Annotated in this window: 12 protein-coding genes; 7 read left to right on the forward strand and 5 right to left on the reverse strand. The window is 40.3% G+C overall.

The genetic code is table 11. The annotated features are described in order from the left end of the window. Nucleotide 1: 1 nt before the first annotated feature. The 3 genes from IL355_RS03440 to panC form a co-directional block, all read right to left on the reverse strand. Nucleotides 2-967 carry a lysylphosphatidylglycerol synthase transmembrane domain-containing protein gene (locus IL355_RS03440; RefSeq protein WP_192460789.1) on the reverse strand — a complete coding sequence of 322 codons (966 nt, stop codon included), beginning with the start codon at nucleotides 965-967 and terminating at the stop codon, nucleotides 2-4. 2 nt (nucleotides 968-969) lie between these two features. Continuing rightward, nucleotides 970-1,320: an aspartate 1-decarboxylase gene (gene panD / locus IL355_RS03445; protein ID WP_192460790.1), complete on the reverse strand. Its 351-nt coding sequence runs from the start codon at nucleotides 1,318-1,320 to the stop codon at nucleotides 970-972. A 69-nt stretch (nucleotides 1,321-1,389) separates the two neighbouring features. Further along, complete coding sequence (panC, locus tag IL355_RS03450) at nucleotides 1,390-2,235, reverse strand: pantoate--beta-alanine ligase (protein ID WP_192460791.1); 846 nt, start codon at nucleotides 2,233-2,235, stop codon at nucleotides 1,390-1,392. A 105-nt stretch (nucleotides 2,236-2,340) separates the two neighbouring features. On the opposite strand from panC, the gene IL355_RS03455 reads away from it, so the two are divergent. The 7 genes from IL355_RS03455 (at nucleotide 2,341) to IL355_RS03485 (ending at nucleotide 13,686) form a co-directional block, all read left to right on the forward strand. Further along, on the forward strand, nucleotides 2,341-3,150 hold the full coding sequence (locus IL355_RS03455; RefSeq protein ID WP_187456645.1) for a glycogen/starch synthase: 810 nt from the start codon (nucleotides 2,341-2,343) through the stop codon (nucleotides 3,148-3,150). A gap of 6 nt (nucleotides 3,151-3,156) precedes the next feature. Beyond that, entirely contained in the window at nucleotides 3,157-4,986 is a 1,830-nt protein-coding gene (locus tag IL355_RS03460) for a DUF4270 domain-containing protein (RefSeq protein WP_192460792.1), read from the forward strand. Nucleotides 4,987-5,137: 151 nt separating this feature from the next. Continuing rightward, nucleotides 5,138-6,985, forward strand: coding sequence for a glutamine--fructose-6-phosphate transaminase (isomerizing) (gene glmS, locus IL355_RS03465; protein WP_192460793.1), 1,848 nt, complete (start codon nucleotides 5,138-5,140; stop codon nucleotides 6,983-6,985). A 195-nt stretch (nucleotides 6,986-7,180) separates the two neighbouring features. Beyond that, nucleotides 7,181-10,018 (forward strand): TonB-dependent receptor, encoded by a 2,838-nt coding sequence (locus tag IL355_RS03470; RefSeq protein ID WP_192460794.1) that lies wholly within the window; start codon nucleotides 7,181-7,183, stop codon nucleotides 10,016-10,018. Nucleotides 10,019-10,025: 7 nt separating this feature from the next. Continuing rightward, nucleotides 10,026-11,645 carry a response regulator gene (locus tag IL355_RS03475; RefSeq protein ID WP_192460795.1) on the forward strand — a complete coding sequence of 540 codons (1,620 nt, stop codon included), beginning with the start codon at nucleotides 10,026-10,028 and terminating at the stop codon, nucleotides 11,643-11,645. A gap of 181 nt (nucleotides 11,646-11,826) precedes the next feature. After that, a complete protein-coding gene (gene atpD, locus IL355_RS03480; RefSeq protein WP_187456640.1) occupies nucleotides 11,827-13,335 on the forward strand; it encodes a F0F1 ATP synthase subunit beta in 1,509 nt (502 codons plus the stop codon). Nucleotides 13,336-13,407: 72 nt separating this feature from the next. Then, nucleotides 13,408-13,686, forward strand: coding sequence for a F0F1 ATP synthase subunit epsilon (locus IL355_RS03485; RefSeq protein ID WP_192460796.1), 279 nt, complete (start codon nucleotides 13,408-13,410; stop codon nucleotides 13,684-13,686). A gap of 77 nt (nucleotides 13,687-13,763) precedes the next feature. Here the strand turns inward: IL355_RS03485 and IL355_RS03490 are convergent, their stop codons facing one another. Continuing rightward, nucleotides 13,764-18,656 carry a T9SS type A sorting domain-containing protein gene (locus IL355_RS03490; protein WP_192460797.1) on the reverse strand — a complete coding sequence of 1,631 codons (4,893 nt, stop codon included), beginning with the start codon at nucleotides 18,654-18,656 and terminating at the stop codon, nucleotides 13,764-13,766. A 4-nt stretch (nucleotides 18,657-18,660) separates the two neighbouring features. Further along, nucleotides 18,661-20,745, reverse strand: coding sequence for a fibronectin type III domain-containing protein (locus IL355_RS03495; protein WP_192460798.1), 2,085 nt, complete (start codon nucleotides 20,743-20,745; stop codon nucleotides 18,661-18,663). Nucleotide 20,746: the final 1 nt, after the last annotated feature.

Genomic DNA, 20,746 nt, shown 5'->3' on the forward strand with positions numbered 1-20,746 from the left:
CTTATCGGTTTCTGTTCAATAACGGTAATAACAGAAAAGATATTGCACCAAAAACCACTACCATTAGGGTTTGTGCTATCCACATGATCCAGCCGTAGGCATCACCGGAAACCTTGCTTATGCCAAAAATGGAAAGGGCAGTGCTAATGGCAATAGGATATAGCCCAATACCTCCATTAGTGAACATCATGGCCAAGGAACCTGCCACAAATGCAACCAAAAGCTCGCTGGTGGTCAAACCCAATGTTTCGGGCACTGTAAATTTAATGACCCACAGCATGCCAATATAACAGACCCAAATAAAAATAGTGTGGCCTATAAAAGCCCATTTTTGTTTCATTTTAAAGATGCTCAGAAGCCCTTCAAATAGTCCTTTTAAAAAGGTTTTCAACTTTAATGCAAAGGGCAACTTCGATTTTTTGATAAAAAGCAAAAAAAGAATTCCTACCACCAAACCAATTAAAAGTAGGGCAATGATTTTACTAAAGGGAATACCAATTTTAGTGAGATAACCTAGGATAATATCGGTTTGAAGTAATAGCGTAAGCGATATAATCAGAAAGAGCATAAGAACATCTATAACCCTTTCCGTTATTATAGTGCCAATACCTTTGTCAAAAGGCACCTTTTCATACGTAGTTAATGCAGTGGCCCTCAATATCTCACCCGTTCTGGGGATACCCAAATTGGTAAGGTAGGCCATCAAAATAATAAAAGTGTTATTGCTTATTTTGGGCTTATAACCCAAAGGTTCTAAAAGGCAATTCCATCGTATAGCCCTTGAAATATGGCTAAGAACACCTAACAGCATGGATGCTGATACCCAAAATAGATCAGCCTCTTTTACGTAATAAATAATCTGATCAATTTCTTCCTTTGAGGTGGAAGTGTACCAATACCAAACCAAAAAAACTCCCAATGCTATTGGGAGTAGTGTTTTAAGAATCTTTTTAAGATTGTTTTTCAAGGTTAGATCAACAGATTGTTCTCTTCATTTGGGAAAACCAAGGAAGGATTAAATGCTTTGGCCTCCTCTATGTCCATCCAAGCGTACGTGATTAAAATCAATACATCCCCAACGGCCACTTTACGTGCAGCCGCTCCGTTCAAGGTAACTTCACCACTATTTCTAGGCCCGGGAATTGCATAGGTTTCAAGTCGTTCTCCATTATTGTTATTAACGATTTGTACCTTTTCTCCCCTAATAATATTTGCAGCATCCATAAGATCTTCATCTATAGTAATACTACCTATATAATTAAGGTCTGCCCCTGTAACTTTTACACGGTGTATTTTAGATTTGACAACTTCTATTTGCATGGTACAAAGTTAATTATAATAATTCCTTTAGCCTTGAAATTGCTTTCATTGGGATTGTGATATCGAAATTTAGTTAAGTGCTATGTTATCAATTAATCTAACCCCATCGGCATAAACGGCAATAAAGGCTCTATATTTTTTATCTTTTGATTTTTCTATAACCGGTACCAAATTTTCGGCATCGGTCATTTCAAAATATTCCAACTCCAATTCTTTATGGTTCTCAAATTCTTTGGCTAACCAGTCTTTAACATAACTAGCACTTTTCGTGCCAAATTTTATTTTGGCAGCCTGTAGGATTTGATAGATATAGCCTGCCTTTAGTCGGGTTTCTTTGGACAACCTTTCATTTCTAGAACTCATTGCCAAACCATGTTGTTCCCTTATAATAGGGCACGGAACTATTTCCACGGGTATTTGTTGGGAAGAAACCAATTTCTTGATAATCTGTAACTGCTGATAATCCTTTTCCCCAAAATAGGCCCTTGTTGGTTGTACCAATTTGAGAAGGGTTTCTACTATGGTTCCCACCCCATTAAAATGGTCATCCCTAAAAGCACCTTCCATGACCTTGTCCAATCCGTCAAAGTCGTAGGTTTTTGATTCTATGGCATTGCCATATATTTCCGTTTCTGAAGGGGCAAAAATGATTAGATCGTTTGAAACTGTCTCCAATAGTCTTTTGTCTGCCTCAAAGGTTTTTGGGTACTTTTCGAGATCTTCTTTTTTGTCAAATTGAGTAGGGTTTACAAAAATACTTACAACTACAGTCTTGTTTTGGAGTACTGCGGTACGTACCAATTCCAGATGACCATTGTGAAGTGCTCCCATGGTGGGGACAAGGCCCAAACTGTTATCATTAGGATTGGAATTTAAGTGATTCTGTAGCTCTTTTTGAGTACGAAAAATTAACATAGGTTCATTTTAAGGGGGAGCAAACTTACTATATTACAGCTAATCTGCATAATTTTTGTAATTTTGCAGCCACGTTAGAACCCATAGCAAAAAAATATAGCATACATGAATGGTAAAAAGATATTGTTCGTATCATCGGAATTAGTACCCTATCTTCCGGAGAACGAAGTTTCCTTAATGTCTTACGAAACCCCCAGAATGGTGAACAGTAATGGCGGGCAGATTCGTATTTTTATGCCAAGGTACGGCAATATCAATGAACGTAGGCATCAGTTACATGAGGTAATTCGTCTTTCGGGGATGAATTTGGTAATCAATGATATGGATATGCCATTGATCATTAAAGTTGCCTCTATTCCGAAAGAACGTATTCAGGTTTACTTCATTGATAACGATGAGTACTTTAAAAGAAAAGCTACTTTTTCTGATGCTGACGGAAACCTTTTTCCTGATAACGATCAAAGAGCCATATTTTTTGCCAAAGGTGTCGTAGAAACAGTCAAGAAATTAAATTGGACACCGGATATTATTCATGTTCACGGCTGGATGGCTTCCCTTTTACCGCTTTACCTGAAAAAATATTATGCAGATGAGCCCTTGTTCGATACCAGCAAGATAGTTACCTCTGTTTACGGAAAATCTTTTGAAGGCGAACTACAGAAGGATATGATCAAAAAAATAGCTTTTGATGGTATTCCTGAAGAAAGTATTGCAGCCTTGGAGACCCCTTCGTATAATAATTTGTTAAAAGTTGCCGTAGATCATTCAGATGCCGTTATTTTAGCCGCGGAAGAAATTCCTGAGGATTTAAATAACCATATTTCCAACCTTGAAAAACCAGTGTTGCCTTACGTTTCTATTCAAGAATTTGAAGAAGCGTACGCAAATTTTTACAACACTGAAGTTTTAAAATAGTCCTGAATGACATTTTTCAAAAGATTTTTCTTTTCTGCATTGGCAGCTGTTTCGCTAATGCTAGCTGTAGTAGCCTGTGAAGAAGATCCTACTACCATTGGTTCTGGTGTAATCGGTAGCTCTCCCTTTACTACGGACAAGGCAGTTTTTGATGTTTTTGCATACAATAAAAAAATAGAGGCGGTAAGCACTAACAAATTACCGTTATATCAGCTAGGTTCTTTTACGCATCCAGTGTATGGTAAAACAGAGGCCACTGTCAATAGTCAGGTTCAATTATCATCTGTAAATCCTACGTTTGGTGTCTACTCACAAGCAGTAGAGGATGACCCTAGTGATTCTCAAATCGCAGAAAATGAAAAAGTAGAGGCTGTTTATTTATACATTCCTTTTTTGATCAATCCCGAAGGTGATTCAGATGGAGACGGTCTAATAGATGAACTTGATAAGAAGCCTAACGATGCTGCCAGTGATTCGGATGAAGATGGAGTTTCCGATGCTCAGGAAATAGGCAGAGGTACCAATCCTAATAATCCAGATACTGATGGTGATGATATTCCAGATGGGGAGGACAATGACTTTACGGCTAACCAGTATCAAAAAACCTTGGATGTAGATAGTGTATATGTTGGTGGAAAGGCCTTTGATCCATCCTTAGAAGGCACTATGGTTAATTTAAGGGTAGAGCGTTCCAATTACTATCTGCGCGATTTGGATCCCAGTGCCAACTTTCAGGAAGCGCAAGAATACTATAGCAATCAAGAATTTGCTCCTTCTTTTGTTGATAGCCTGCTGTTTGATGGGCAGGTAGCATTAAGTAGAAATCAAATTCCCGTTCAGAAGAGGGATGATAGCTCTACGGAAGATGTCGATGAGTCTGAAACATTTACTTATTTAGGTCCTGGAATTAGGGTGGCTTTGGATGCTGATTTTTTTCAAAACAATATCCTGGATAAAGAAGGTAGTTCAGAGCTTACAAGCCAAGAAAATTTCAAAGATTTTTTTAGGGGAATAAATTTTACGCTTAACGGTGTTTCTGAAGAAGTGATGATGTTGTTCGATTTAAAAGATGCGAACATAACCATTACTTATAGCTATGATACAACCGATGGTGAAGGTGAAGGGGAAAGAGATTATGTGATCAATTTTTTAACTTCTGTTTTAAGTAACGGACAAGCTACTGGAATTGTCAACGGTAATGCGGCAAATACTTTGAAAAACGATACGTATCCTGCCGATGTTATGGATGCAATTGGTTCGGAACCCAATGCCGAAAAAATATATCTAAAAGGAGGTTCTGGCTCATATGCCGAAATAAAACTATTTGATGAAGAAAACGGAACCAGTGTTCTAAATCAGATAAAGAATAACAACTGGATTGTTAATGAAGCGAATTTGGTTTTTTATGTCGCAGATGAGAGCAATGTGGCCCAACCGCCTAGTTTGTACTTGTTCAATACAGAAACTCTACTGCCGCTCTATAATACGGGAATTCTTCAAAGTGATCAAGCGAGTGTTCTCTTGGAAGAAATGTACGGAGGGGAACTTGAGGAAACCACTGATGGACAAGCTCTAAAATATACCATAAGGATTACGGAGCACATTAACGATTTATTACTGCGTGATGTCGAAAATGCCACTTTGGGAGTGACCTTAACATCCAGTCCTTTCCAGTTAGGAATTAGGGATGCTATGCTTTCCGATGATGTGGAGGAAGAATTACCCACTGGTAATACTTTAACTCCTCTGGGTACTGTGTTATACGGTAATAATGTGTCAGAAGGAATGTCCAGTAAAAAATTGCAATTGGAAATTTCCTATACGGAAACTGAATAGCAAGACTTCTACTATTTGGGCTTTTTTATCTTTATTTAGCTATACTATAGGCTTAATATCCCCGTTTACAAGTTAAAGAACATTGGTTTCTAGATTGTTCTTGTAAATTTGCTTGAACATTAACTTCAATTTTAGCTGTAAATTACTAGATATGTGTGGTATTGTAGGTTATATAGGTCATAGAGATGCCTATCCAATAATCATTAAGGGATTAAGAAGATTAGAGTACCGGGGCTATGATAGTGCTGGTATTGCCTTATTTGATGGACAAGATATCAACCTTTCCAAAACAAAGGGGAAGGTGGAAGACCTTAATAAAAAGGCAGAGAAAGAGATTTCAACTTCGGGCTCACTTGGTATGGGGCACACACGTTGGGCAACCCATGGTGTTCCTGATGACGTAAACTCCCATCCCCATTATTCCAATTCAGGAGAATTGGTAATTATTCATAATGGTATCATAGAAAATTATGAATCCATTAAAAAAGAGCTTATCAAAAGGGGCTATACTTTCAAGTCCGATACGGATACGGAGGTATTGGTAAACCTAATTGAAGAGGTTAAGAAGCAAGAGAACGTCAAACTGGGAAAAGCGGTTCAAATAGCATTGAATGAAGTCGTAGGTGCCTATGCTATCGCAGTCTTTGATAAACAAAAACCAGATGAAATTGTAGTGGCCAAATTGGGTAGTCCGCTAGCCATTGGTATTGGTGAGAATGAATACTTTATAGCTTCAGACGCATCCCCGTTTATTGAATATACCAACAATGCCGTTTATCTGGAAGATGAGGAGATGGCCATTGTAAGAATAGGTAAAGAAATTAAACTTCGTAAAATAAAGGATGATGCCATAGCGTATCCAAATATCTTGGAGTTGAAAATGAATATTGAGCAAATTGAAAAGGGGGGCTATGACCACTTTATGCTCAAGGAAATTTATGAACAACCTCGCGCTATCCTAGATACGTACAGAGGTAGGCTACGGGCGGATCAAGGTATCGTTAAGATGGCGGGTATTGATGAGCATTTGGAGAAGTTCATGAACGCCAATAGGGTTATAATTGTAGCATGTGGTACATCTTGGCATGCCGGTTTAGTGGCGGAATACATTTTTGAGGATTTGGCCAGAATTCCGGTAGAAGTGGAGTATGCTTCGGAGTTCAGGTATAGAAATCCGGTCATTACGGATAAGGATGTATTAATTGCTATTTCCCAATCCGGGGAAACTGCAGATACATTGGCGGCCATAAAGCTGGCTAAGGATAAAGGTGCTTTTGTCTTTGGGGTATGTAACGTGGTGGGGTCTTCCATTGCTAGAGAGACCCACGCCGGTGCGTATACCCATGCAGGGCCAGAGATTGGTGTGGCTTCTACAAAAGCTTTTACTACTCAGATAACAGTTTTGACGCTCATCGCTTTAAAACTGGCTAAAGAAAAAGGGGAGGTTTCGGAATCAAATTTTCATCAGTTCCTAACGGAATTGGAAACTATACCGTCCAAAGTCGAGAAAGCCCTAGAGTCAAATCCGTTAGTAGAAATTATCTCTGATGTTTATAAGGATTCTACCAATTGTCTTTATTTGGGTAGGGGGTATAATTTTCCAGTAGCATTGGAAGGTGCATTAAAATTAAAGGAAATCAGTTATATCCACGCAGAAGGGTATCCCGCTGCAGAAATGAAACACGGACCTATCGCATTGATTGATGATCAAATGCCCGTGTTCGTAATTGCTACCAAGAAAGGGCACTATGAGAAAGTGGTTAGTAATATTCAGGAGATAAAGTCACGAAAAGGAAAAATTATAGCCATTGTAACGGAGGGTGATGAACAGGTAACGGAACTGGCAGACCATGTTATAGAGGTGCCGGAAACATATGAAAGTCTTACTCCCTTATTGACAACTATTCCTTTACAATTGCTTTCATATCATATAGCCGTTATGCGTGGTTGTAATGTGGATCAACCAAGAAACTTGGCAAAATCTGTTACTGTGGAGTAATTTTTAAGGTATTTTCACAATATTTAGATATTAAGGCCATGGTTTTCTATGGCCTTTTTTATTAGGGTATTCTAAATATGAATGCTATAAATTAAGAAAAATATATTATGCATGCATAATTTTTTTCAATTTAGTATTTTTCGTGTAAAAAAAAATGTAACTTGGTCAAACGAACCTTTTTAACTTAAACTTAACATGAGAAGAGTACTATTTTTGGCATTGCTGTTATTGGGCGGTTTCATACAAGCTCAAACTACGGTAAACGGGAAAGTGGTAGATCAGAACAATGAGCCCATTCCGGGAGCCAACGTGATTATAACGGGTAAGGCAATTGGGGCTACGGCTAATTTTGACGGTAATTTTACTCTCGAAACTTCTGAGGTCCCCCCCTTTCAGTTAACAATTTCAAGTATCGGATATTCTGAGGCCACAGAAGAGATTACTGCAAATAATCAATCTGTTACTGTAGTTCTTTTCGAAGCTCAAACCTTTCTGGATGAGGTGGTCATATCCGCTTCCAGAACTCCTGAGCGTATTTTTGAATCTCCGGTTACGGTAGAACGTTTTGGTCTGCAGGAAATTAAGAATACCGCTTCAGCGGATTTTTATGACGGATTGGAAAACCTAAAAGGGGTAGACGTAAATACCAATAGCTTAACTTTTAAAAGTGTAAATACCAGAGGTTTTGCAACCTTCGCAAATACCAGGTTCATGCAGTTGGTAGATGGAATGGATAATTCCACGCCAGCTCTAAATTTCCCCATTGGCAACCTTGTAGGTATGATTGAAACCGATGTGCAGAGTGTGGAATTATTACCGGGCGCATCTTCCGCTCTTTATGGGGCCAATGCATTTAACGGTATCTTGTTTATGAGAAGTAAAAATCCTTTTGACCATCATGGGATTAGTGCTTTTGTAAAGCGAGGGTTGACTTCCCAAGAAGCCGCAGGCGACAATCCGTATACGGATTTGGGTATACGTATGGCACACAAGTTCAGTGATAAGTTCGCGGGTAAAGTGAATTTTGGCTACTTAAAAGGAACCGATTGGGCCGCTACCAGCGAGGTTGATAAAACTAGGGTGGGTGGTACACGTGCAGATTTAAACTATGATGGTATCAATGTGTATGGTGATGAAGTTTCGGCAGATATTAAAGATGTTGCCGTCACCCTAGAAGGTCTAGGATTATTGCCGGCAGGAGCCAATGCTTTGGTTCCATCTACAGAAGTCAGTAGGACGGGTTATAATGAAAGGCATCTTACAAACTATAATGCAGAAAGCGTAAAAGCTGATTGGGGTCTTTACTACAGGCCGTGGGCCAATGATTTTGAAATTGCCTATGTAGGTAAAGTAGGTACGGGTTCTACTATTTATCAAGGTACTAATAGATACAATATCAATAACTTTTTTCAACAACAGCACAAAATTGAATTTAGAAATGACAACTTCTTTTTAAGAGGGTATGTAGTTGCCGATAAGGCAGGGGATTCCTATGATATGGTATTTACAGGTATTAATATCAACCGCGCTTGGAAGGATGATAATACCTGGTTCGGGGAATATACAGGGGCCTATGTTCAGGCCACCTTGGGCGGCGCCACCAATGAGCAAGCACATGCGATTGCCAGGGCGCAAGCAGAATCTGGAAGGTTTGAGCCAGGGACGCCAGAGTTTGAAGCAGCCTTCAATAGAAGTATCAACGACCCCGACCTTTCTACAGGCTCTCAGTTTCGTGATGCTTCAAAATACTATCACGCAGATGCCAATTACAATTTCAGCGAATTAATTGATTTTGCCGAAATTCAGATAGGTGGGTCTTTTAGAAAATATAGTTTGAATTCTTTCGGAACTATCTATACCGATTATGATGGCACTATTGACTATTCGGAATTTGGGTTGTACACACAAGTTCAAAAGACTATCGATTTTACGGAAGAAATGAACTTGAAACTAACAGGTTCGGTGAGATATGATAAATCGGAATTTTTTGATGGATTCTTCTCTCCAAGGTTATCCGCAGGTCTTACCTTGAACCGTGATCATAATATTAGGGCTTCTGTGCAAACAGGGTTTAGAAACCCTACGACTCAAGATTTGTTCATTGGTCTCGATGCTGGTCGAGCTATTCTTGTGGGCTCTGCTCCTGACAACCTAGATAGATATTCGAGAAGTTTTGAGGTAAGTGGTGCGGCACAAGGTGGTTTGCAGCAACCTGCATCCATTACTCAAACTGGTAGGGCTGCTTATGAGAATTCATATAAATTTTCCTCTGTTTCAAATGATAACTCTACTCAAGACTTTGAAGACACCGGTGATCCGTCGAGTCTAGAAGTGGCTAACCCTGATGTTGTAAAACCGGAGCAGGTAACTTCTATTGAAGTTGGTTACCGAGGTAAGATAGGTAAGTTAGTAGTTGATTTTAGTGCGTATTATAATAATTACAAAGATTTTATTTCTCAGGAAGTAGTTATTGCTCCATTTTACGGTGACGTGGAGGGTAATCAAACGGTAGATTTGCCAGGCAGGGATGATTTTCCATTAGCTGCATTGGCTATTGCCAATGATGATTTTCAAGCATACAGCGCTTATACCAATTCAGATGTTGATATATCTTCTTACGGGGCCTCTATTGGTCTAACAGCCACTTTCTTTGGCGGGTACGATTTAAGTGGAAGCTATACGTATGCCAAACAAGACTTTGATCAAGAGGCGAATCCGGACTTTATGAGCAATTTTAATACGCCTGAGCATAAGTTCAAGGCGTCATTGGGCAATACGGACGTATTTGAAAATTTTGGTTTCAATTTGGCATATAGATTTAGCGATGATTATTTCTGGGAAGCCACCTTCGGAAATGGGGTAGTGCCCGAATTCCACGTTTTGGATGCCCAGTTGAATTATCGGGTGCCTAGCATAAAGTCCTCTTTCAAAATGGGTGCAACCAATCTTTTGGGTGATGAATATTTTACGGCTTTTGGAACAGGTTTCATAGGTTCTATGTACTATGTTTCATGGACCATCAACAACTTATAAAATTACAATGATGAAAATAAGATATATTGCCCTTTGGGCAGTTTCATGCCTTTTTATCGCATGTAACGAAGAATCGGACTTTGAGGAAGTGGAAGTAGTAGAGGAAACGCCCGAACTTACCTCGGGTTCGGCCGACTTTTCAACCTATGTCTCTTTAGGAAATTCGCTTACAGCCGGCTTAACGGACAATGCACTGTTTATTGCAGGTCAACAGAATTCCATGCCCAATCTATTGGCTGCAAAGTTTTCTCTTGTAGGAGGAGGTTCGTTTACACAACCTTTAGCAAATGATAATATAGGAGGACTGTTGGCTGGTGGTGAGCCTTTGGAAGGCTTTAAACCGAGGTTGGTGTTCGGAGGAGCTGGTCCGGAAGATCTCGAGGATGTAGTAGGGCCGGTAAGTCCGACAACCGATATCGTATTGAACAATCCCGCAGGTCCTTTTAACAATTTAGGGGTTCCAGGAGCTAAAAGTTTTCATATGCTATTTAATGGATACGGAAATTTAGGAAACTTGGAAGCAAAACTCGCCAATCCTTATTTTGTACGTATGACCGGAAGCACTCCGGATGTAAGTATCTTGGAATTGGCTATGGCGCAATCTCCCACCTTTTTTACCCTATGGGCAGGGAATAATGATGTGTTGGGTTATGCTATTTCCGGAGGTGATGGTACGGACCCGATTACAGACGAGGCTCTTTTTAATAATGCTATCAACGGATTAGTGGCAACATTAACCTCTGCTGGTGCGCAGGGTGTTATGGCCAATATTCCATATGTAACCACTATACCGCATTTTACTACGGTCACGCATGATCCGATTGATCCTGAGGAGAATAATTTCGCCGATTTAGTACCTACCTTAAATGCATTTTTTGGAGCATTGAACCAAGTCTACGATTTTTTGGGTGAATCGGAACGTGCCATTACGTTTAACGATTCGGTCAACAATGCTGTTGTTATTTTAGACGAAGACTTAGTAGATCTCTCTGCGCAGATTACCGGGGTTCTAAATGCTAATCCGGCCTTTCCTGTTTTTGTACAGCAGTTGGGGTTGTCGGAGGATAAGGCTCCCGTAGTAGCAACCTTAATGGGAAATGCGTACGGACAAGCTAGATTGGCCAACGAAGATGATTTATTGGTATTGTCTAGTAGAAGGGTAATTGGTGAAGTCGATGAATTTTCTACGAATGCTCTTAAAAGTTTTGGCTTTCCGGAAGCCATGGCGGCACAATTTTCAACAAATGGAATTACATTACCTCTAGGCGATAAGTGGGTGTTGACTCCAGAAGAACAAGATGAAATAAAAACCGCTACTGATAACTTCAATGCCACTATAGCTACGGCCGCTTCCAGTGCCGGGTTGGCATTTGTGGACGCCAATGCCATCATGCAAAATTTGGCCAATGGTGGTGTAACGGATGGTGACTATACCTTAACAGGGAGTCTGGTAACGGGAGGTGCCTTTTCCTTGGATGGTGTTCATCCTACGGCAAGGGGGTACGCCCTTTTAGCCAATGAATTTATGAAAGCGATCGATGATACTTACGGTTCAAATTTTGAGGACTCCGGTTCTTTGTATGATATAGGGAATTTCCCTACGAATTATTCACCTACCTTGAGGTAGTTTAATGTTTGAAAATCAACAAAAAACGGTGCTTATGTAAGGCGCCGTTTTTTATGCTTAAAAAAGAATAAAAAGTAGTTTTCATTTAAAGTTGAAAAAGCTACCTTTGCACCCGGAAAAACACAGGTGAAAAAAACTGTCTATCAATAGTTAATCAATTGAATTTTTAAACGAAAAGGTAATGTCTAAAGTTACAGGTAAAGTTTCGCAGATCATTGGGCCGGTTGTAGATGTTGAGTTCCAATCGGGAGATACCCTTCCTAAAATCTACGATTCATTGGAAATAACCAATAAAGATGGTTCTAAGTTGGTTTTGGAAGTGCAGTCGCACGTAGGTGAAAACACCGTTAGAACCATTTCTATGGACTCTACGGATGGTCTAAGCCGTGGAACTGATGTACTTGCTACGGGTAGTGCCATTCAAATGCCTATTGGCGATGATGTGTATGGCCGTCTTTTCAACGTAATTGGTGATGCTATTGATGGTTTGGGAGATTTGCCAAAAGCCGGTGATAAAGGTTTGCCAATACACCGCGAAGCGCCAAAATTTGAAGACCTCTCTACTTCCACGGAAGTACTTTTTACCGGTATCAAGGTAATTGACTTGATCGAGCCTTACGCAAAGGGTGGTAAAATTGGATTGTTCGGTGGTGCAGGTGTTGGTAAAACGGTATTGATCCAGGAGTTGATCAACAACATCGCAAAAGGTCACGGTGGTCTTTCTGTATTTGCCGGTGTAGGTGAAAGAACCCGTGAAGGAAACGACTTATTACGTGAGATGTTGGAATCCGGTATTATTAAATACGGTGATGATTTCTTGCATTCCATGGAAGATGGTGGATGGGATTTGACCAAGGTAGATAAAGCTGCCATGAAAGAATCAAAAGCCACTTTCGTATTCGGTCAGATGAACGAGCCACCGGGAGCACGTGCACGTGTGGCGCTTTCAGGTTTGACTATTGCGGAGTATTTCCGTGACGGTGCTGGAGACGGACAAGGAAAAGATGTACTTTTCTTCGTAGATAACATTTTCCGTTTTACGCAAGCAGGTTCAGAGGTGTCGGCACTATTGGGTCGTATGCCATCTGCGGTAGGTTACCAGCCTACATTGGCAACCGAAATGGGTGCCATGCAAGAGCGTATTACATCTACTAAAAGAGGTTCTATTACTTCTGTACAGGCGGTGTACGTACCTGCGGATGACCTTACGGATCCGGCTCCTGCGACAACCTTTGCCCACTTAGATGCTACTACCGTATTGTCCCGTAAGATTGCTGAGCTAGGTATCTATCCTGCGGTGGATCCTTTGGATTCTACTTCTAGGATCCTTACTGCTGAAATCTTAGGAAAAGATCATTACAACTGTGCGCAACGCGTAAAAGAGCTTTTACAGAGATATAAAGAATTACAAGATATTATTGCCATCTTGGGTATGGAAGAATTATCCGAAGAGGATAAATTGGCCGTAGGTCGTGCAAGACGTGTTCAACGTTTCCTTTCACAGCCTTTCCATGTGGCAGAGCAGTTTACCGGTATCCCTGGGGTGTTGGTAGATATTAAGGAAACCATTAAAGGGTTTAACATGATTATGGACGGTGAATTGGATCACCTACCAGAATCTGCCTTTAACCTTAAAGGAACCATCGAGGAAGCCATTGAGGCAGGTGAGAAAATGTTAGCTGAAGCGTAAATAGTGATAAGTTAAAAGTTGATGGTTCCTTTGTGCCTTGACTTTTGACTTAAAGCTTAAAACCAATAAGAGATGTATTTAGAAATTGTATCGCCAGAGGCTACATTATTTGCTGGAGAGGTTACGTCGGTAACTGTTCCTGGGGTAAATGGAGAGTTTCAAATGTTGAACAATCACGAACCTATTATTTCCCTTTTACAGGAAGGTAATGTAAAGGTGGATGGTAATATCTCCGTAGATGAGGAATTCGCTTCTAAATTCTCCAAAGATTCAGATGGCAAGACAATTCTTCCGATTTCTAGTGGTACTGTTGAAATGAAAGACAATAAGGTCATTGTTTTAGCGGATTAATAAGTACACAATAATAGAATTAGAAAATGCCCGAAGAAGTTCTTCGGGCATTTTTAGTTTTGTGTTTATATCAGAGATTATTTCTTTATTACCTTCCTTAAGGTTTTCCCATAAGGAGTTTCCAGTAATACAGCATATACTCCGGCCGGTAGTCCGGAAATATCAAAAGGAACTTTATAAGAAGAGGCACCTCGTTCTTTTTTAGAGGCTATCAGGGCGTTATTTGCCAAACTAAACACTTTGATGCTAATATTTCCTCGTTCGGTCATATGTATATCTGCGGTGAATTGCCCGCTGGAAGGATTCGGATAGATAAGAAAATCCTCTACCAACTTACTTCCGTTGGCGGTTGCTTCTTCTTTAACTGTAGAATCCGATTGGTTGATAATTATTTTTTTGGTTTGTTGTGCGATACAATCCCCTCGGTACGTAATGATTCCGATTTCGTATTCCCCAGCTTCGGTAAACTGCAATTGGGCTTCGTCGCTATCGGAAGAAACTACCAAGGCTTCATCAGGAAATATCCATTCCAACCTATCTGGAAGCGGGTAGCTGATATCTACGGCAACTACGGTCTCATTCACAAATGCCTGTGTAGAGGCCGCCAATTCGGCATTAATTTCCTCGGTACTTATATCAACTGAAATAGAACCCTCCGCTTTACATCCTGAGGAGGAGGTTACAATAATCGTATAGGTACCACTTTGGGTGATATTTATAGCAGGAGAATTACTTGTAAATCCATTGTTGGAGGTCCAACTATAAATAGCGCCCTCGTCTTCTATACTAGCATCCAAAGCCAATTCCTGATCCAAGCAAAGCGTTTGGTCTTCCCCTAAATCTACTTCTACAGGTTTCGGGTATTCGATTAAGTATGTACGTGTAACCGGACCATTTTCTAGCCCTGTGACGGTCACGGAATACGAACCAGGGGCAAGATTAGTGATGGTATTGGTCGTTTCGCCAGTACTCCAGTCATAAGTAAACGTTCCGTTGCCCTGATTTACGAGTAGGGAAATGCTTCCATTTGTATCTCCTTCACAAGCTGGTTGTATGATTGTTTCCTCAACAATATCAGGCTGGGTAATTTCAAAAATTTCCGTCAGTCGGCAACCATTATCATCTGAAATGGTAACTTGGTACCTGCCGGCCGCAAGACGGGAAATATTTTCTTGGTCGCCTATTACCAGCCCATTGGATAATTGAGTCCACTCGATATCGAAAGGAAAGGCTCCTCCCGATAATTCCAACGATATACTACCGTCATTAGCATTGTATTCCGAAACATTGAGTAGGTCTCTATTGCTAATTTGTAAGGCATCTGGTGCCGCTTCTACTACCGCTGTAAGTTCCGTATAGCAGCCATTCACATCAGATATGAAAAGGGTATATTCTCCAGAAGGTACATTGGTCAAGTTGAGGCTGGAATCACCATTGCTCCAAGAAAATTCATAAGGAGCCGTTCCACCCGAAAAAGTAACTTCTACAGCCCCTGTCGCTTCCCCGCTACATAAGATAGAGGTGGTGCTCAGTACCGAAGCCGTTAGCAAATCCGGTTCAGTGATGACCACTATGCCAGAATCTGCACTAATTCCATTAGCATCGGTAGCTCTAAGGAAGTAGCTTCCAGGACCTAAATCTGCCAAAAGATTGGAATCTTCCGCCAGCTTTGTGTCAGAACCATTTATTTGCTGAAACCATTCCAGAACATAAGGCGCTACGCCACCTGTAACTTGTCCGGCAATTTCACCGAATGCATCTCCACTACATGGAATGACTTCCGTTTGGGATGCAGTAACTATAAGTTCGCCAGGTTCAGTAATGGTAAAGGATTCGTTTAAAATACAGCCGTTGGCATCCGTAACCAAAATAGAGTAGTCTCCCTCCGCTAGGCCGCTAATATCCTGTGTATTGGTTCCGTTGACGTTCGGTCCTGTCCATTGATAAGTAAAGGGGGGTACACCACCGGTAAATATAGGGGAAATGGCACCATCGCTTCTTCCCTCGGCACTTACAGAAAGCACAATGGTGTTTTCGTTATCCAAAAGAATTTCAGGATAACTATCTACCACCACATCGGTTTGTACCATCTCACATCCATTGCTATCACGAACGGTTACCGTATAATTACCGGAATTCAAAAAGCTAAAGTTACCAGAGGGTTGAAAATTAGTACCGTCAATGCTATAGGCATAACCCGGGGTGCCGCCTTGAGGATTGCTGATTATAATACTTCCTTCGGTGCTATTGGCACAGGTGCCAGTGGCGGTTATGTCTACACTAATGACCTCAATAGCATCAATAGTTACAATAGCACTCTCGAGAGCATTGGGGACGGAACCATCATTTAGAAATAGCTGATAATCTCCAGGAGGGAGGTTTTCTATGGTGTTATCGTCTATGGTCTGGGCATACAAAGAGCCATCTCTGTACCAATCAAAAGTAACAGGAGATGTGCCGGTTACATCTGCTGTAATGATGGCATCATTGGCGGCAGGGCAGTTCATTTGGCTGACTATAGTTATGTTATTAATGGACAAAGGGCCGGGTTCGGTAATTTCAATTTCCAAAGGTGTAGAAGAACAACCGTTACTGTCCGATACGGTAATTTCATATCGTCCCGCAATTAAACCTGTTATATTTTGAGTATTGCTACTGAAGGAAGTGTTATTAGGTCCAAGTCCTACCCAACTAAAGATGTAGTTTTCGTTAGCATCTATTTCAGGAAGTCCGCCAGCTACAGAAATTGTAATGGCCCCATCATTTCCTCCATTGGTGCTTACATCTTGAACGGTAGGGTTGATGATTATTTCCGTAGGTTCTACAATTTCTACTTGGGATGAAGGAGGAGATACACATATCGGTGTGTTTCTTTTTCTTATGATAACTTCATAAAATCCACTGCCCAAATTTGTGATTGTAGTTCCTGTCAAGGCAGTCCAGTTGAGTCCTCCGTTAAGTGAATAGTCATATTCAGTTGCACCTGACACCGAAATTTCTAGGCTTCCATCATCGGCTCCAAAACAACTAGCATTTGTTGGCGAAACCTCCATTATTTCAATGCTAGTCGGTTGGGGGACTTCTATGTCCGCGGCTTCCGAGTATGCCCCTTCGATATCAAAATCCCCTCCAGCGGAAATAGCCCTAAATGAATAGGTGCCTGGGGCTAAACTAGTCAAGCTGTTATTGACCTCCCCCGGAATTTGAACACCATTGGAATCGTACCACCTAAACTGTAATGGGGGGGTGCCTCCAGTTACTTGCAAGGTTATACTGCCATCTAATTGACCTGTACAGCTAGGGGCAGTGGCATTTACATTTTCAATAGTGGGAAGTTGATTGGCAATTAATTCAAACTCTTGCGATGTATCGGAACAATTTGATCCTGAAACAAGAGAAACCGTTACCTGATACCTTCCTTCTGGTAAATTTTCAAAAGTATATGGGTCCTCGGTTGTATTTGACTCTGAATCATGCAATATGAAGCTATTGCCGATTTCATCAAACCTGTACAGATTGTAATTAAAACTTCCGTCGCCTTGTGCAAGGGTAATTCTAACGGAACCATTGGACAAACCTGAAGCGGATGGCGGAAGGCCAAAAGATTGTGAAGGGTCATCATTAATTTCTATTGCTACCGGTGTCTTTAGTACTATAAAGGAATGCGGATTGTTTACATCGTTCGTACAGTTATTTGAGTTGCCGGTATATTCGACCAATATATCAACGGTTTGATCATTTAATGATGCCGGAATCTCTAGGGTTGAAGAAGTGGAGTTGTAAACCCCACCATTAACTCTATACCGAAACTCGTAATCTGACAATGTACTGGAACCTCCACTCAAATAACCTCCGTCTGCACTTAGTGAATATACTGTATTTTCTCCAATACAGGCTGCTGCACTTTCTAGAGATGATGAAGCGGTTATTTCTGTTGGGCTTTCTATCTTAAAACCGTCTGTAATAGCCGCACTGCTAACGGTGCCATCTCCGTTTAATACTTGGTGTACGACAAAATAGTTTTTACCTCCTATAGCTCCTGCAAGACCTTGATACTCCCAGTAATAAGTACCATTAGCATTGATCAATTGGTCATTTGAATCTGAAATTGTTTGCGGGGTATTTCCGGCAACAGTTGGGTTATCTTTTTCTAGGTCGTCTACAACATTGTCGGGTGGAGTGCCTTCATACAGGTATACCCTTAAACTGCTGTTGTTAGGTAAATCATCTTCAAACTCAAAACGGACGCTGCCATTGTTTGTACCTGCACATTTTTCAGGTTCAGGTTCTATATTGGTCAGGTTAAGTCCACATGAAAGCCAAGAGTAATCAATTGTTTTTTTATACCCACCATTTAAATTATTGGTAACAACAAATGTAATTACTTCTTCAATATGATCAGTTGGATTATCCGGAAACAAATCCGTAAGGTTAAGGGTTTTCGATTGTGAATTGAAAATCAGAGGTTTTTCTGTTGGATCTGAAGCGGTATAAAAAGACCAAGAATAGGCTTCGGTTGGGTGTCCTACTGTTGCGTTAAAAGTAACATCTTCACTATAACATTTAGAGCCAGTTGTATGACTTGCAGTAATTTCTATTTTTGGCACAAGACGTATTGATCCACTTAATGAATAACCTTGCCCTGTTAAACTAAAATCTTCTCTACTATTTAAGTTAACTACACCATTTTCGGTCAGACTAGGTTCCGAACCAAAATCCAACCTTGCGTTCCAATTTAGAGAAGAATTTGAGGTGGAATTAGCCAAGGTTTCACCATAGGTAAATTGTTGTGGCGGGTAGGAAGGGGATTGCAGATATTCATTAAATAATATTGCTGATTGTATTCCAATTTGTACATTTCCGTTATACGGAGAAACCCCACCTACATATCTAAATTCGGCATACACATCATATTGTCCGAACATATGAAGGGATATAGAAAATAAAATTAAAAAAACGATATTTTTCATAATCTCAATAATTAACCTCAATAACCTTAATAGGAGAAAGTTGACCGTTCTCTAAAAGGGCCTGTAACCCATAAGTATATGAAGTGTTAATGGTTAAGTGGGTGTCATTAAACCCTTTTTGGGTGCCTGCTATAGTTTTATAAAGGTTTAGCTCTTCCTTTGAAGTTCCCTTAAAAAGTTTGTATTCCGTAACTTTTTTATTTTCTATTTTCCATGAAAGATTAATAAATCTAAGTTCCCTATTGACATTGGCAGTAAAGCTGAGGTCTTCTTTTTCAATAGGTTTTTCAATTTGATTTACGGTTAACGGATTTGAAGGATTACTTTCAAGTCCAGAATAGTCTAAGGCAACTACAATATAATTATATATACTCGCCGGTAATTTTTCCTTGTCTAGAAACAGGGTGTCAAGTTCAGTTGTTTCGTGTATTTTTCTCCAAATGATCTGTCCATCTTTCATATCGCTTCTATAGATTGAATGTGAGATCACATCCAAGCTACTGCTGGGTATCCATTTTAGTTCCGTTCCTTTTTCTGTGATTTTATATGAAGTAATCACCGGGGCCGAAGGAGGTATCAGGTCAGGGAGGGTGACTTCCAAAGTTTCTGAAAGTTGAGAGGCATTGAAACGTTGGTCTTCGGCCAGTACCTTATAATATATTTTTCTATTCAGGTTTTTAATATTTAGGGTGTCTGAAAAGTTGTTTTCTTTTAACTCTACCGAGGTCACCTGTGAAAATTCTACATTGGGATTGTTAGATCTAAATATTCTGTAGCCTAACAAATCTTCCTCACTATTCTCTTCCCAAGAAAGATGTACAATTCCGGTGGTGTCTATTTTTGCATTTAACCCTACCGGTGGTTGAGGCGGTATGGAATCTACGGGTTGAACAATAGAAGCAAAGGACGGTCTTTCAACTCCATTGTTACCAATGGCTACCACTTTAAAATAGTTGATTCTTTGAAGAGGCGCGTAAGTGGTTTCCCTACTTTTAGGGGGTAGAAGTTCACCTACGTCCATAAAAAAATCGTTATGGTTATTGGCTCGTCGTAGTTGAAAGCCCTTTATGCTTTTCTCCTCTTCTTGATTAAATCTCCATTTAATTCTCACCCCATTTTCTCCTTCAAAAATCTTTTTTTCAATTATGGGCGCAAACTTGGGTGTTGGCATGGCCATGGCCGAAAGTTCTTTTGAAGGAGGACCAGTTTCATCAAAAGCAGTCATGCCCTTTATACGATAGTAGAACTCTTTATTGTTAGGAACGGAATCTTTATAAACTAAAGTCACATTTTGCTCATCTTGGAGAGCTTGAGCGTTAAAAATGGGTTGGGCTTCCAGTTTTTTAAAATTGTTTCCATCCTCTGATTTTTCAATCGTATACCTAGAATAAAATCTCTTTAACATGCCATAGTTCCATTCCAATATTATTTGATGGTCTTGGGTTACTACGGTAAAGCCGAGGGGAACAGGCAATCTTTCCTGATAGGGGAAACCGGTCAAAACCGCACCTTTTGGCTGTTGATCTATAGGCAAAGAGGGGTCTACTAAGATTACACTATATACGTAAGTTTCATTTTCATCCACGTTATTATCCGTGAATGCTAATCCTCCCAACTTGGCAGTTTCAAAACTTTGCTCGGCGGCCAAAAGTGCAAAAGTAAATCGCTGCTCGTTTTCATCATTGATGGCCATAATGGCTCCAGTGTCCGTTCCAGGAGCTGTAGTATTGAAGTTGTTTCCAAAAATAGCTTGCGCCATTACCGCGGCGTATTCATTTTGCTTGGCCAATTCTTCCCAGTCAGAAAGAGGTTTGGGCATAATTGGGCTGGTTGTTAAACGCTCCTCTATCTGATTTTTTAATAATGTACCGTTTCTGGACAGGATAGTTCGATTAATGTGATACCCATTTTTATTTCCTTGTTGCCATTGCAAAGGTTTGGTAGGCGACCATCTTAGTTTGATGTTCTCTTTTGAGGCTCTTGCTAAAACTGCAACTTTAATTTCATCAACCTGAGCAGAAGAAGGCGCCCAAGCGATGGCGAATAGAACAACATTGAGTAACGTAATTAAGTGCTTTTTTAAAACCATA

Origin of the sequence: Euzebyella saccharophila (assembly GCF_014855495.1) — a bacterium.
GTDB classification, from domain to species: Bacteria; Bacteroidota; Bacteroidia; order Flavobacteriales; family Flavobacteriaceae; genus Euzebyella; species Euzebyella saccharophila.

Bases quoted from the DNA above. Each gene is read 5' to 3' on its own strand.
- panD (WP_192460790.1), bottom strand. From the start codon at position 1,320: ATGCAAATAGAAGTTGTCAAATCTAAAATACACCGTGTAAAAGTTACA.
- panC (WP_192460791.1), bottom strand. From the start codon at position 2,235: ATGTTAATTTTTCGTACTCAAAAAGAGCTACAGAATCACTTAAATTCC.
- IL355_RS03455 (WP_187456645.1), top strand. From the start codon at position 2,341: ATGAATGGTAAAAAGATATTGTTCGTATCATCGGAATTAGTACCCTAT.
- IL355_RS03460 (WP_192460792.1), top strand. From the start codon at position 3,157: ATGACATTTTTCAAAAGATTTTTCTTTTCTGCATTGGCAGCTGTTTCG.
- glmS (WP_192460793.1), top strand. From the start codon at position 5,138: ATGTGTGGTATTGTAGGTTATATAGGTCATAGAGATGCCTATCCAATA.
- IL355_RS03470 (WP_192460794.1), top strand. From the start codon at position 7,181: ATGAGAAGAGTACTATTTTTGGCATTGCTGTTATTGGGCGGTTTCATA.
- IL355_RS03475 (WP_192460795.1), top strand. From the start codon at position 10,026: ATGATGAAAATAAGATATATTGCCCTTTGGGCAGTTTCATGCCTTTTT.
- atpD (WP_187456640.1), top strand. From the start codon at position 11,827: ATGTCTAAAGTTACAGGTAAAGTTTCGCAGATCATTGGGCCGGTTGTA.
- IL355_RS03485 (WP_192460796.1), top strand. From the start codon at position 13,408: ATGTATTTAGAAATTGTATCGCCAGAGGCTACATTATTTGCTGGAGAG.
- IL355_RS03490 (WP_192460797.1), bottom strand. From the start codon at position 18,656: ATGAAAAATATCGTTTTTTTAATTTTATTTTCTATATCCCTTCATATG.
- IL355_RS03495 (WP_192460798.1), bottom strand. From the start codon at position 20,745: ATGGTTTTAAAAAAGCACTTAATTACGTTACTCAATGTTGTTCTATTC.